This window comes from Streptomyces sp. NPDC051578 (genome assembly GCF_044454045.1).
Classification (GTDB): domain Bacteria; phylum Actinomycetota; class Actinomycetes; order Streptomycetales; family Streptomycetaceae; genus Streptomyces.
The window spans coordinates 368354-381857 of record NZ_JBITDH010000005.1 but is presented as its reverse complement, the minus strand read 5'-3'; the positions used below and the strand labels follow the sequence as shown (position 1 = coordinate 381857).

At 73.2% G+C, this 13504-nt stretch carries 12 protein-coding genes; 7 read left to right on the top strand and 5 right to left on the bottom strand.

The window, feature by feature from the left end; translation table 11 throughout:
- Window positions 1-46: 46 nt before the first annotated feature.
- From ACIA6C_RS23395 to ACIA6C_RS23380, 4 genes are all read left to right on the top strand, one after another.
- Window positions 47-268, top strand: coding sequence for a hypothetical protein (locus tag ACIA6C_RS23395; RefSeq protein WP_399278589.1), 222 nt, complete (start codon window positions 47-49; stop codon window positions 266-268).
- A 243-nt stretch (window positions 269-511) separates the two neighbouring features.
- On the top strand, window positions 512-850 hold the full coding sequence (locus ACIA6C_RS23390; RefSeq protein ID WP_366080154.1) for an SAV_915 family protein: 339 nt from the start codon (window positions 512-514) through the stop codon (window positions 848-850).
- 10 nt (window positions 851-860) lie between these two features.
- Window positions 861-2195: a diaminopimelate decarboxylase gene (lysA, locus tag ACIA6C_RS23385; RefSeq protein ID WP_399278587.1), complete on the top strand. Its 1335-nt coding sequence runs from the start codon at window positions 861-863 to the stop codon at window positions 2193-2195.
- Between the two features lie 241 nt (window positions 2196-2436).
- Window positions 2437-3198, top strand: a complete 762-nt coding sequence (locus tag ACIA6C_RS23380; protein WP_399278585.1) for a DUF4118 domain-containing protein — start codon at window positions 2437-2439, stop codon at window positions 3196-3198.
- Between the two features lie 46 nt (window positions 3199-3244).
- Here the strand turns inward: ACIA6C_RS23380 and ACIA6C_RS23375 are convergent, their stop codons facing one another.
- From ACIA6C_RS23375 to ACIA6C_RS23365, 3 genes are all read right to left on the bottom strand, one after another.
- Complete coding sequence (locus tag ACIA6C_RS23375; protein WP_399278583.1) at window positions 3245-4774, bottom strand: serine hydrolase; 1530 nt, start codon at window positions 4772-4774, stop codon at window positions 3245-3247.
- A gap of 212 nt (window positions 4775-4986) precedes the next feature.
- Complete coding sequence (locus tag ACIA6C_RS23370; protein ID WP_366080150.1) at window positions 4987-5406, bottom strand: TOBE domain-containing protein; 420 nt, start codon at window positions 5404-5406, stop codon at window positions 4987-4989.
- Window positions 5407-6069: 663 nt separating this feature from the next.
- The gene (locus ACIA6C_RS23365; RefSeq protein WP_399278581.1) at window positions 6070-6426 is read right to left on the bottom strand and encodes a hypothetical protein; all 357 of its coding nucleotides are present in this window, start codon (window positions 6424-6426) and stop codon (window positions 6070-6072) included.
- Window positions 6427-6541: 115 nt separating this feature from the next.
- Between ACIA6C_RS23365 and ACIA6C_RS23360 the strand changes: the two genes are divergently transcribed.
- A complete protein-coding gene (locus ACIA6C_RS23360; RefSeq protein WP_399278579.1) occupies window positions 6542-7378 on the top strand; it encodes a hypothetical protein in 837 nt (278 codons plus the stop codon).
- Here ACIA6C_RS23360 and ACIA6C_RS23355 read toward each other — a convergent pair.
- Window positions 7349-9478, bottom strand: a complete 2130-nt coding sequence (locus ACIA6C_RS23355; protein ID WP_399278577.1) for an ATP-binding protein — start codon at window positions 9476-9478, stop codon at window positions 7349-7351. The two genes, ACIA6C_RS23360 and ACIA6C_RS23355, sit on opposite strands and share 30 nt — an antisense overlap.
- Here ACIA6C_RS23355 and ACIA6C_RS23350 point away from each other — a divergent pair.
- A complete protein-coding gene (locus ACIA6C_RS23350) occupies window positions 9477-10217 on the top strand; it encodes a VOC family protein (protein WP_399278575.1) in 741 nt (246 codons plus the stop codon). The two genes, ACIA6C_RS23355 and ACIA6C_RS23350, sit on opposite strands and share 2 nt — an antisense overlap.
- A 118-nt stretch (window positions 10218-10335) precedes the next feature.
- On the opposite strand, the gene ACIA6C_RS23345 is transcribed toward ACIA6C_RS23350, so the two are convergent.
- The gene (locus ACIA6C_RS23345; RefSeq protein WP_399278573.1) at window positions 10336-12363 is read right to left on the bottom strand and encodes a putative Ig domain-containing protein; all 2028 of its coding nucleotides are present in this window, start codon (window positions 12361-12363) and stop codon (window positions 10336-10338) included.
- A 304-nt stretch (window positions 12364-12667) separates the two neighbouring features.
- Here ACIA6C_RS23345 and ACIA6C_RS23340 point away from each other — a divergent pair, with 304 nt between their 5' ends.
- On the top strand, window positions 12668-13486 hold the full coding sequence (locus ACIA6C_RS23340; RefSeq protein ID WP_399278571.1) for a TrmB family transcriptional regulator: 819 nt from the start codon (window positions 12668-12670) through the stop codon (window positions 13484-13486).
- The last annotated feature ends 18 nt before the right edge of the window (window positions 13487-13504 follow it).

The window sequence follows — 13504 nt, the reverse complement described above, 5'->3', positions numbered from 1 at the left end:
GGCGGCGCCCGGATTACTCGCCCGTGCACACGGCAGACTCGCCCGTGTGCACGGAGATCCACGAGCGGGGGTTTCGGCATGGGGGATCGGGCACGACCCCGGCCAGGCCGTCACCGGGACGGCGGCGACGACCACCACCAGCGCCCGTCCCGTCTCCCCCGCCCGGCGTCGACGCGCGCTGCTGCCACCGCTGTTGTGGGCCGTCTCGTCCGGGCTGCCGGCCGCGCGGAGCGCCTTCGGCTCCGACACGTTCCGCAACTGCCGCTAGCTGGGCCCCGCCCACGCGGATGTAGTCCCTCGTGGGGCGGGCTCGCCCGCGTCCTCGGCTCCCTCCTGGCCCCGCTGCCCGGCCGACGTCAGTGATGTGTATGGAGTCGGCCGGTGCCCGTCAAGGAGGCGTCAGGGGGCCGGCCGCGGGGCGCGGGAGCGGGGATAGCTTTCACTCACGTGCCCCGGACCGCCTCCCCGCACCGGGGCCGCCCATCGTCCGCGGTTCCCCAGGGAGAAGCCCATGTGCCTGTTCCAGTACGAAGAAGACCCCGAGCCCGAGGAACGCACCCCGGCCGGGCTCCTGTACGTGCCCGTCCGGCCGGGAGACGGCGCCGGGGCGGTGATCCGGCTGTTCCGCACCCCGCTGGGCCTGCGGACGGCCGTCGGCTTCACCTGTCCGGTGCGGCTGGCCGCGACCCTCGGCGAGGGCCAGGCGTGCATCCGGCTGTCCGAGTCCTTGCTGAGGGAACTGTGCGGCCCGCTCGGCGCGGAGCTGATCACGGTGGACCCGACGCTGTCGGCTCCCGCGGCCGCCGCCACGACCCACCGGCCGGACCGGCTCACGGCCCGCACCGCCTGAGGGGGACTCCATGACCACAGCCGCTCCCTCCGAGGTCACCGCGGGCGCGGACGACCACTGCGTCTGGCCGGCCTCCACCAGTCGCCTGCCGCACGGCGGGCTCGCCGTCGGCGGGGTGTCACTCACCGAGATCGCCGACCGTTTCGACACTCCCGTGTACGTCCTGGACGAGGGCGAGGTTCGGGCCCGCTGCCGCGTGTACCGAGGCGCGTTCCCGGACGCCGAAGTGCTGTACGCCGCCAAGGCGTTCCTGTCCCGGGCGATGGTCCGCTGGGTCGACGAGGAGGGCCTCGGGCTGGACGTGTGCTCGGCGGGCGAGCTCGAACTCGCCGTCACCGCGGGGTTCCCGGCGGACCGCATCACCTTGCACGGCAACGCGAAGTCGCCGCACGACATCGAGGCCGCGCTCCGGCTGGGCGTGGGCCGGATCGTCATCGACAGTCCGTCCGAGATCGCCCGGCTGGCCGCCGCCGTGGGTACCCGCGGCTCGCAGAAGGTGATGGTCCGGGTCGTGCCGGGCATCACGGCCGGCGGCCACGAGAAGATCCGTACGGGCACCGACGGCCAGAAGTTCGGCCTCGCCCTCACCGACGGCTCCGCCCAGCACGCCATCGCCCGGATCCTCGGCCAGCCGCGGCTCGAACTGGTGGGGCTGCACTGCCACATCGGCTCGCAGATCACCGAGATCAAGCCGTACCTCGCCGCCGTGCGCCGCATGGTGGGTCTGATGGCCCGGATCCGCGACGCCCACGGTGTCGTGCTGCCCGAGCTGGACATGGGCGGCGGGCACGGCATCGCCTACCGGCCCGGGGACCCCGTGCTGGACCTCACCGCGCTGGCCCGCCGGCTGCGCGCCGAACTCATCGGGAGCTGCGCCGCGGCAGGGCTGGCCGTGCCCCGGCTCGCCATCGAGCCCGGCCGGGCGGTCGTCGGACCGGCCGGGGTGGCGCTCTACCGGGTCCTCGCCGTGAAGCGCACCGGAGAGCGGGTGTTCGTCGCCGTGGACGGCGGCATGAGCGACAACCCCCGGCCCGCCCTGTACGGGGTGCGCTACGCGCCCCGCCTCATCGGCCGCCGCTCCACCGCCGGGCCGTGCGTCGCAACGGTGGTGGGCAGGCACTGCGAAGCGGGTGACGTCCTCGCCGCCGACGTGGAGCTTCCCGGGGACGTCCACCCCGGCGACCTGCTCGCCGTACCGGTGGCGGGCGCGTACCAGCTGTCCATGGCCTCCGGCTACAACATGGTCGGCCGTCCCCCGGTCGTCGCGGTCGACGCCGGCACGGCCCGTCTGCTCGTGCGGCGCGAGACCCTGGCCGACTTCCGCAGCCGGGACATCGGCGGCTGAAGCCCCGCCCCACGGGTCGTCACCGCTGTCCGTCGCCGTAACGCCGTATGGCCGGGTAGCCGGGTAGCCGTATGGCCGTGTCGCCGTATGGAGTGCGTCAAAAGGCCGCGCGATCACGCCGTCGCGGCGACGGACGCGGGCACTGTGGAGGTGGGCGGGACCCTCCGGACGGGATCCCGGCCCGCACCGGGTCCGGCCCCTCGGGCCCCCAAGACCACCACCTCCGGACGGGAGGCGTCCCATGTCCGGGTACCGGCTCCACGACGTGGCCGCGATGGCGGCGGCCGTCGCCGTCCCCTTCCTCGTGGCCCTCGCACTCGTGCCTTTCCGCACCGGCCTCTCAGCGACGAACGCCGCCCTCGTCCTCGTCGTCGCGGTGGTCGCGGTGGCCGCCTTCGGCACCCGGTCGGCCGGGGCCCTCGGGGCGCTCTCGGCGGCGGCCTGGTTCGACTTCTTCCTCACCCGGCCGTACGGACACTTCTCCATCGCCGGCGGGGACGACGTCCAGACCGCTGTCCTGCTCCTGATCGTCGGCCTGATCGTCTCGCAGTCGGCGGTGCGCGTGCGCCGTCTGGAAGGCGTGGTGGTCACCGACGGCACCCACCTGTCCCGGCTCGCGGCCACCGGCCGCCTCGCCGAGGACGGCGGCTCCCCCGAAGTCGTGGTCGAGCACGTGCGCCGGGACCTGATCGACGTGCTCGGACTGCGCGCCTGCCGATTCGAGTACGGGTCGCTCATGGGCCACCTGCCCCGGCTGGAACACGACGGCGGCCTGTGGCTCGGCCTGGAGTCGGGCGACGGCGAAGCCGCCTACTGGCCCGAGCGGTGGCCGGAGGGTGAGACCGAGCTCCGCGCCGTCGGCGGCGGGCACTACTACGGCCGCTTCGTCCTCGACCCGGTCCCCGGCCCCCTGCCGTCCCGACAGGCCCGTGTCGTGGCCGTCGCCCTCGCCGCACAGGCCGGCGCGGCACTGGACACGTCCGGCCTGGCGCACCGCGGCTGAGCACCGCCGGCTTCGCCAAGGCCAGCCGCGTGAACAACGCTGCGGATCAATACACCTGGCCGCCCTTCTGGAAGGTGCCGAGGCCGTTGGCGTCCAGGTACTCCACCCGCATCCTGCCGTCGGTGAAGGTCACCGCGGTGCGGCCGATGGCGTTCTCTCCGGTGGTCTCGAAGCTGAAGGTGTTCCCGTCGTAGTGGGTGAGCGGGTAGACCTGCGGCTTCGGCCCCAGGTGCAGGACCAGACCGCCGCCCGGGCCGGCCGTGACGGTGGCCCGCCCGTAGAACGGGTTGGTGTACGTGCCGGTGTACGCGCTGTCCTCGCCGGCCGGCTTCGGGTTGGCGGGCGGCTTGGCGAAGTCGGTCTTCGAGCGGCCCTCGCCGAGCTGCTGCTTGTATGCCTCGGCCACCACGGGCAGCCAGTCCCGGCTGGGCTTGCCGAACTCGGCGGTGTCGAAGAAGTCGAGGGCGACGGTGTCGGGGAGGCCGGTGGGGGCGCCGTTGGTGAGCACCACGATGGCGAGCTTCTCGGCGGGGACCAGGGTGACGTTGGTGTTGGCGCCGAGCGCGAAGGCGCCGGCGTGGCTCAGCCGCAACCGGCCGTGGTCGTCGTAGCGCACGTTCCAGCCCAGGCCGTAGAACCCGGGCTGGGCGTTCGGTTGGGCGGAGGGCTGACTGATGATGTGCGGGACGTGGGTCTCGGCCAGACCCGCGCCGTCGATGACCTGCCGGCCGTCGATCTTTCCGCCGCCCAGCTGGAGGCGCAGCCAACGGGCCATGTCGCGGGCGTTGGAGCTGACGCCGCCCGCCGCGGTCTGCGCGTCGGCGTCGCGGACGTAGCGCGGCTTCCAGGTGCTGTCGGCCGTCTTGACGTGGGTCAGGGCGCGGTCGGCCGCCTTCTCGTAGTCGCTGAAGCGCGAGCTGGTGTGCGTCATCCCGGCGGGCTTGTACAGCAGGTCCTCGGAGAGCTTGTCCCAGGGAACGCCCTTGGCCTTGGCGACGGCCTCGGCGGCCGCGGTGAAGCCGAAGTTGGTGTACGCGTAGCTGGTGCGGAACGGGCTGAGGGGCTCGTAGCGCAGGTGGGACAGGATGTACGACCGGTCGTAGCCCAGGTCCTCCAGGAGGTCGCCCGAGTGGTCGGGCAGGCCGGAGCGGTGCGAGAGCAGGTCGGCCGCGGTGACGTGGGAGCTGACCCACGGGTCCTTGAGGGTGATGCCCGCCAGCGGGGCGTCGAAGCCGTCGGCGCCGAGGGCCTGTGCCAGCACGGTGGAGGCCACCGGTTTGGAGACCGAGGCGAGCTGGAAGACGGTGTCCGGATCGACCTTCCGCCCCGGGGAGGCAGTGCTGCGGACACCGAAACCCTTGAGGTAGACGACCTTGTCGTCGTGGACCACGGCCACCGATACGCCGGGCACCCCGGTGCGCCGCATGCCGTCCCGCACCTGCGAGTCCAGCGTGTCCAGGGCCTTGGTCACGTCGAGGCCGCCGGGGCTCGGCGACGGTGCGGCGGCGAAAGTCCCGGCCGCCAGGGCGAGCCCGGCGGCCACGGTCAGCCCCCTGCGCTTGTTGTCGCGTCGCATACGTCCATTGAACGCCCGTCCTGCGTCGGGCGCCCGGGGAGCCGGGGCAGGGAAAACGCCTGGCGGGCCGCGTTCGCTGCCCCCGCCGCCGTGGAGGATCGTGACGCCGCGCTGGACCGTGACGCCGTGCTGGACCGTGATGCCGTGCTGGACCGTGATGCCCGAGGGCCCGCACCGGCTGATGGGGGCCCTCAACGGCGGCTCCAGCGGGATCAGGCGGACGCGAGGGAGATCTCGGTCGACTTGATCAGGGCGACCACGGAGGAGCCGGCGGCCAGGCCCAGCGCCTCGACGGCGTCCTTGGTGATCGCGGCGGTCAGCTCGCCGCCCTCCACGGACACCTTGACCGATCCCATGGCGCCACCGGTGGCGACGTCGGTGACGGTGCCCGGGAGCTGGTTGCGGATGGAGATGCCCTCGACCGGGCCGGTCGAGAGGGCGACCTCGGTGGACTTCACGAGCGCGTTGACGGCGGAACCCTCGGTGAAGCCGAGCTCCTTGACGGCGTCCGCGGTGATGGCGGCCGTGATGTCCTGGCCACCGGCCAGACGAACCTTCACGGTCGCCATGGCTTCGCCGGCCGTAACGGAGGTGACGGTGCCGGGGATCTGGTTGCGGATGCTCAGGCTCATGCGGGAACGCCTCACAGAACTCGGTGGGACGGCAGGGCCCTTCTGGTCCTGCTCATCGCCGACGTTACTGCTCCGCCCGCCCGTGCGCGGCTCCACACCCGGCCGTCGGGCCGCGCGTCTGCCGCGCGCACGCCCGGATGACTAAGGTGATCACAAGAATGTGCACGTTGTGCAGGCTCAGGGGGGAAGAGTGGGGTCGGTCGAACCGCCGCCGATTCGCGTACCGGTCGGGGACGGATCCGACCGGTGGGTCAGCCGGACGGCACTGCGCCGGGTGCTGCTGGTGGTGCACAACACCACCTCCGCCGGACGCCTGCTGGACGTGCTCCCGCTGTTCCACGACGACTTCCGCGTACAGCTGCTGGTCACCTCCACCGGATCCTCCGCGTTCCAGGGCGGGATCCGCGAGTTGTTCGCCGAGTTGGGCCTGCCCGTGCTGCCGTGGGAGCAAGCACTGGCGACGCCGGTCGACCTCGCGGTCTCCGCCAGCTTCGGCGGTCAACTACCTTTGTTAGACGGGAAGTTGAGCGTGCTGTCACATGGGGTCGGATACACTAAGACGCTGGCCGAGCCGGGAGCCGGGAGCCGGGAGCCGGGAGCCGGGAGCCGGGAGCCGGGAGCCGGGAGCCGGGAGCCGGGAGCCGGGAGCCGACGTTCGGTCTGTCACCCGAGTGGCTCCTGGCGGACAGCGAGCCGTTCGTGGACGGCCTCGTACTGTCCCACCCGGAGCAGCTGGAGCGGTTGCGCCGCGCATGCCCCGAAGCGGTGGGTGCGGCCGTACTCGCGGGCGATCCGTGCTTCGACCGCATGCTGGCCGCCCGCCCCTACCGTGAGCGGTTCCGCCGGGCCCTGGGCGTGCGGCGCGGCCAGCGGCTGGTGGTACTCAACTCCACCTGGAACGCGGAGGGGTTCTTCGGCAGCGGCGGCGGTCAGGACGTCCTGCCCAGCCTGCTCCCACGGCTCGCCGCCGAGCTGCCGGCCGACGACTACCGCCTCGCGGCGATCCTGGCACCCCAACATCTGGTACGGGCACGGTCCCGGTCAGGTCCGCGCCTGGCTGGACGGGGCCCTCCGCAGCGGGCTGACCCTGATCGATCCCCTGCACGCCTGGCGGCAGGCCCTGCTGGCGGCGGACGTGGTCCTCGGGGACTTCGGGGCCGTCACCTACTACGCGGCGGCCCTCGGCACCCCCGTGCTCCTGGCGGCCGCCGCGCAGGACAGGCTCGACCCCGAAGCCCCGCTCGCCGCGTTCGTGCGGGACGCGCCCCGGCTCGACCCGTACGGCCCGCTGCGCGAGCAGGTGGAGAAGCTGACGGCCGGACACCGTCCGCTCGCCGGTCCGGCCGAGTTCACGACCTCCGCTCCCGGCGCCTCGGCCGCCCTGCTGCGGCGGCACTTCTACACGCTGATGGATCTTCCCGAGCCCGAGCGCCCGGCGCTGCTGGAGCCGCTGCCCTTGCCCCCGTACGATCCCCCGAGCCGTACCTCGCCCCTGCACGTACGCACCCGCGTCCACGGCACGGACATAACGATCGAGCGCTCCACGGAGCACCCCTACGGGGCCGGCGGCACCACACACCTCGCGGTGCACGAGGACACCCTCGACCCCGGCAGCCTGGAGCTCGCCGACGTGATCACCCGCGACGGGCCGCCCGACGACCCCCGCCTGGGCGGTCCCGAGGCCTGGACGGCGGAGGTGCTGCGGCGGCATCCGCGCAGCGCGCTCGCCGCCTATGTGACGGGACCGCACACCTGCACCGTCCGCGCCCGGGCGCACGGCGTGTTCCGGCTGCTCGCCGGTCCGGGAACGGACCTGGACCCGGCGGCGTACGCCTCTTCCCTGCACGCCTGGCTGGCCGCCGGCGGATGCGTGCCCGAAGGAGGCGGCGTCCTGCGGATCCACGCCGCGGGCGGCGTGCACCGGGTGGTCGTGGGTCCGCGGCTACCCGGCGACTTCGCAGCGCAGCCGTAGGGCGGCCAGGTACCCCCGATGGGGAGCCGCGGCCGGGTCGAGCAGCCGTTCGGCGTCGTCGATCTTCTTGAGCGCCTCGGTGTTGCGGCCCGCGTCGTGGAGCGTCTCGGCCAGATCGGTGAGCGCGCGGGCCTGGTTGTACGCCTCCGCCTGACGCGCGAAGAACTCCGTCGCCTCCTCCAGCAGGCGGCGTGACTCGTCGAGCCGTCCCATGCCGCGCAGGGCGCGCCCTTGGTGGCGCCCTGCGAGTGCGAGGGCGCGGGGCACGTCCTGCGCACCCTCCTGGCCGGGGGCGATCCGCCGGTAGATCCGCTCCGCCTCGACGAACCGCTCGTAGGCCGGCCCGTAGAGCCACCGGTGCAGGTTCAGCAGGCCCAGCAGCTCCACGGCCGAGGCCTCGCCCCGCAGGTGTCCCGCCGCGCGTTCACATGCGACAGCGGCCTGCGCCTCCTCGTCCGCCTCCTCCCACCGGCCCAGTTCGCCCAGGCAGTGGCCGAGCTGGAAGTGCAGGGCGCCGGCCATGCGGGAGTTCGGCCGGTGTTCGTCCGCGCTCCGGGCCGCGGCCCGGAGCGCCGGCAGCACCTCGTCCCAGTGCCCGGCCTTCAACTGCAGCGGCCACAGGGCCCGCCCCAGGCGCATGGCGGTGGTGAGGTGCTGGTACCGGCGGGCCACGGACACGGCACGCACCAGATTGCCGGCCTCGGCCACGAGTACGGCCACGCCCTCCGCTTCGTCGCGGTACGCCTCTCCCCGCGCGGGCGCAGGCTCGGTCCGCCAGCTCCGCGGCAGGGCGGCGTGGGCGGCGTGCAGCGCTTGGTCCAGCAGGGCGTCGAGGGTCCGGGTCACCGCCGCCGAGCACTCCGGGATCCCGTGTTCCGGGCCGGCCGTGTCCGCCAGGTGGCGGCGCACCTCGGGGCGGAACCGGTAGCGGCCGTCGGGCAGGGGTTCCAGCAGCTGGACGTCCGCCGCTTCGTCCAGCATGCGGGCGGCCTCCCCTTCGGCGACGCCGGCGGCGGCCGCGGCGATCCGCGCGCTGACGGAGGGCCAGCCGCCCAGGGCCGTCAACCGGCAGAGCCGAGCCGTCTCCGGCCGGACCCGGCGGCAGGCGCTCCGGGCCGCGTCGTGCACCGGATGGCGGCCCGACCACGCCTCGGCGGCCGGGTCGGGCGGGCCGGGACGCGCGTCCTCGGCCCGGAGGCGCACCGCCGCAGCCTTGAGGGCGAAGGCGTTGCCCGCGCAACGGTCGAGCATGTCCGGCAACTGGGATGTGGCACGCGCGATCCGTTCCTTTCCGGCGACCTTCCGCATCAGCTGCACTGCGTACCGGTCGCTCAGGGCAGGCACTTCGATCCGCTCCGCCTCGAACGCGAAGGCCGGCCCGGACACGACCACCAGCAGGAAGACGTCGGGCGTGGCCGGGACGAGGCTGCGGACCTGCGCGACCGACGAGGCGTGGTCGACCACCACCATCATCCTGCGACCGTCGATCAGCTGCCGGTACAGCTGCTGCCGGCCCGATTCCGTGGGCGGAATCCGTTCCGGTGGAACGCCCATCTGCCGCAGCAGGCGCAGCAGGACGGCGGCCGGTGCCGGTCCGAGCTCTCCGGGAGTGTCGCGAAGATCGACGTAAAACCGTCCATCGGGGAACTGTGCGTGGCACAGGGCGCCGAGGTGCAGGGCCACGGCGGTGGTGCCGATCCCCGCAGGCCCGTGGAGCAGCGCGACGCGCGGCCGCCCTGCCGCGGGGCGGGTCGCCTCGCGTTTCAGCTGCTTGACGACGTTCTGGCGGTCGGTGAAGTCCCGTGATGCCGGGGGCATCGCGCTCGCGGCGGGCAACCCCGCCGGGTGCTCCGGGAGGCCTCCTACGAGGAGCGACCACTCGCCGGCCTGCCGCCGGTCGTCGCCCAGGCGGGCGTGGATGTGGCCCGCCAGTGTCTGCCAGCCCTCGGGGTCCGTGGGCAGCGGCGTCTGACGGCCCATGGTCCGTCTGGCCAGCGAGCCGGTCGAGAGCAGCAGCTGCTTGCCCATCTCCCCGGCGGCTCCGTTGCCCACCGCGGTGAGAAATGCGGTGAGCGCGCTGAGCGCCACGACCTCCAGCATGCCGGCCCCTCCCCTGGTCCCCGTACCGCCACTGGCCGGACTGTATCCGCGCGGCAGCGGCCCGAGGAGCCATTCAGGTCATATCGGCGGGCGGGCGCCGGCCTCCGGTGCCAGGCTGGGCCGGTACCGGACCGAGGAGGGTGCCCGCCCGGCCTGGATGATCTACTACGGGGTCACCGACGCGGACGCCACGACCCGGGCGGTGGAGCGCGCCGGCGGCACGGTGCGGGTGGCCCCGGGGGATCTCGGCGAGTGGGGCCGGATGGCGCAGTACAGCGACCCCCTGGGCGCAGAGTTCGCCGTCTGGCAGCCGGGGAAGGACTCGGGCGTCGAGCTGGTGGACGAGCCGGGCTCGCTGTCCTGGACCGAGCTGTGCACGACCGACGCCGGGGCCGCCAAGGAGTTCTACGGCGGCGTCCTCGGCTGGCGGTTCAGCGACACCGAGCTGCCCGGCGGCGGGGGGACGTACACCCTCATCACCCCTGCCGGGCTTGCCGAGGAGCGCATGCACGGCGGACTCATGGAGCTGCCCGCGGAGCACCTCACCCTCACGGGCGGACGGCCGTACTGGCACCCCGTGTTCGCCGTCGCGGACTGCGACGCGGCGGTCGCCGAGGTCACGGGGAACGGCGGCAGCGTGCAGAGGGGACCGCAGGACGCGGAGGGCGTCGGCCGGCTCGCCGTCTGCCTGGACCCGTCGAACGCCGACTTCGTCCTCCTCGCCCCTTCCGGCGGCTGACCCGCGGACGAGCGTCACGGCCGCCGGCAGCCGCAGGCCGGTGTGTGTCCGCCGCCGACGGGCCGGCGGGCCACCGTGGAGATACGGTGACCCGCCGGTCCTTCTTGCGCCCTCGGCGTCAGCCGACGTTGAGCGCGGTGTCGTCGATCACGAACGAGGTCTGCAGGCTGGAGTCCTCGGTGCCGCTGAACTTGACCGTGACGGTCTGTCCCGCGAAGGAGGACAGGTCGAAGGTCTTCTGCGCGTAGCCGGTGTTCTTGTCGAGGTTGGAGTAGCCGGCCAGGGTGGTGGAGTTGGCCGTCACCGTCAGCTTGTCGTAGGCGGTGGTGGTGGTCGTCTCCGCGGTGTCGACGTGGAGGTAGAAGCTGAGGGTGGCGTGGCAGCCGGCCGGTACGGTCACCGACTGGGAGAGCGTGTCGGTGTGGCTGGAGCCGTAGCCGTTGAGCCAGGCCTTCCAGGATCCGGAGTGCGCGGCCTCACCGCTGCTGTTGTCGATCACTCCGCTGCTGGCGGTCCAGGGGGCGGTGCCGCTCTCGAACCCCTGGTTGCCGAGGAGCTGGGCGGGGGTGCAGTTGCCGCCGGTCGGGGTGACGGTCCAGGTGAAGGAGGCGCTGCCGCCGGCGTTGGTGGTGTCCTTGGCGGTGACCGTGACGTTGTAACTGCCCGTGGTGGTCGGCGTACCGCTGATCAGGCCGGTGGAGGCGTTGATCGCGAGGCCGGGCGGGAGTCCGGTGGCGCTGTAGGTGAGGGTCTGTCCGCTGGCGGAGTCGGTGGCCTGGATCTGGAGGGAGGCGGCCGTGTTGACGGTGGTGGAGCGGTTGCCGGGGTTGGTGACGGTCACGGTGTTCCCGCCGGTGGAGCCGCCGGTGAAGGCGGCGGTGCCCTTCGGCGTGCCGAGTCCGGTGGGGCCGTCGTAGCCGGCCTTGGCGGTGCAGAGGTAGCTGCCGGAGCAGGAGCCGTTCGCGCCGCTGGTCACGTCGTTGAGCGACGCGGTGTGGGCGTAGGGGTAGGAGGACGGGTACGAGCCGGCGGCCGGGGTGCCGGCGAGGGCGTAGACGGAGGCGATGATCGGCGCCGAGGCGCTGGTCCCGCCGTAGACGTTCCAGCCGCTGGCCTGGTAGCTGTCGTAGACCGCGAGGCCGGTGGCCGGGTCGGCGACGGCGGAGACGTCGGCGACGGTGCGCTTGGCGCAGCCGCTGTCGCTCTGCCAGGACGGTTTGGTGGTGAAGCCGGAGCAGCCGGAACCGGCGCCGTTGCCGCCGGAGCTGGTGCCCCAGACGCTTTCGGACCAGCCGCGGGGGGTGCCGGCGGCGCGGCTGAGCGAGGTGCCGCCGACGGCGGTGACGTACTGCGAGGCCGCCGGGTACTCGACGCCGTAACCGCTGTCACCGGAGCTGACGGTGATGGCGACGCCGGGGTGGTTGAAGTACGAGGCGTCGGAGGCCGGGTCGGTGGAGTCCTCGCCGCCGCCGTAGCTGTTGGAGACGTACTTGGCGCCCATGGCGACGGCGCGGTTCACCGCTGCGCCGAGGTCCTCCATGCTGGGCTGGTTCGCCTCGACGAGCAGGATGTGGCACTGCGGGCAGACCGCGCTGACCATGTCCACGTCGAGGGAGATCTCGCCGGCCCAGCCGGCGTCGGCGGTCGGGTAGCTGGTGCCGCCGTTCTGGTCGACCTTGCGGAAGCAGCCGTTGGCCGTGGTGCAGGCCGGCAGGCCGTACTGGGAGCGGTAGGCCGCCAGGTCGGATTCGGCCTTCGGGTCGTCGTAGGCGTCGATGATGGCGACGGTCGCGCCGGCGCCCGCGGAGGCCGGCAGGGCGTACGCGCCCTGGAGGTCCGTGGGGCCGTAGCCGGAGGGCAGGATGCCGGGGGCCAGGCCGATGTGCTGCTGTACGTCGGTGCGGGCCAGCGCGTGGCAGGCCATGTAGCCGGCCTTGACGGGCTCCGAGCAGAGCCGCTGGGTGTGCACGGCGGCGGAGGCGGTGCCCGCCGTCGCGTGGGGTCCGGCCGAGGCGACCGACGGGGCGGCGAAGGCGATCATCCCGCCGGATATCAGGGCCACCGCCGAGAGTAAGGCGGTCGTGCCGCGGCGGCTCAGCCGGGCGGCGCGGTGGGACAGGGCGTTGCGCAATGAACTGCCCTCCATGGGGGGTTGTTTTGCCGCGCCGGGGGATCCCCGTCGGGATATGTCAGGTGCATGACATATCAATAGGGCGGCCCAGATGCATGACATCCCGGATGCGTGGCACCCGGCCTTGACGCTTCTGCTTCAGGGCATGCCGGACGGAGGGTCGACGCGGTTTGTGAGTGGCACGAGTTCATCAGTGCGGACTGCCACCACGTGCAGTGGTGGCCACCGATGAAGGTATTTCAAGCCGGGCCAAGGGACTACCCGGCGAATGCAAAGGCTTGCTTTCGGTCGGTGATGTCCGCGTATACCGTTTCGTGCCATGGAGTTGGACGACGGCGCGGTCAACGACCTGGTGTCCCTGGGTCTCTCGCGGTACGAGGCCCGGGTCTACCTGGCCCTGGTCCGGCGGGAGTCGTACACCGCCGCCGAGGCCGCCCGCGCAGCGGACGTACCGCGCCAGCGCGTCTACGACGTACTCGACGCCCTCGTACGACGACGCCTCGCCGTCCTGCGCCCCGGACGGGTCGCGGCCTTCTCCGCGGTGGCTCCCGAACTGGCCCTCGCCCGGCTGATGGCCCTCCAACGGGAGTCCCTGGAGCGGCTGAACGCCGTGTCGGCCGCGCTCACCACGGCGCTGCTCCCGGTCTGGACGGACGGGCGGACCCACACCGATCCGCTCGACTACATCGAGGTACTGCGCGACCCCCGGGCGATAGCCGAGCGGTTCGACAGCATCCAGGAGCAGGCCTCCCGGGAGCTGCTCAGCTTCTGCAAGCCGCCGTTCGTCGCTCCCCCGGCCAACAACGAGGGCATCAAGGCGGTCCGCCGCCTGCGTCGGGCCGGGGGAACGGCCCGCGCGGTCTACACCCACGACGCGCTCGGCGACGGCGAAGTACTGGAGAACGTGCGCCGGTTCGCCGCGGCGGGCGAGGAGTCCCGCTTCGCTCCGAGCCTGCCGCTCAAACTGATCGTCGCGGACGCCTCGCTGGTGCTGTGCGACATGCCCGACCCGGTGGCCGGGACGCGCGCCACCACCGCCCTGTACATCGAACACCCGGCGCTGGCGGACTGCCTGAGGCTGGCCTTCCTGGCGGTGTGGGAGCAGGCCCGGACCGCGCCCGTACCGGGCGGCTGCTGACCGCTCCCCGCGCCCGGC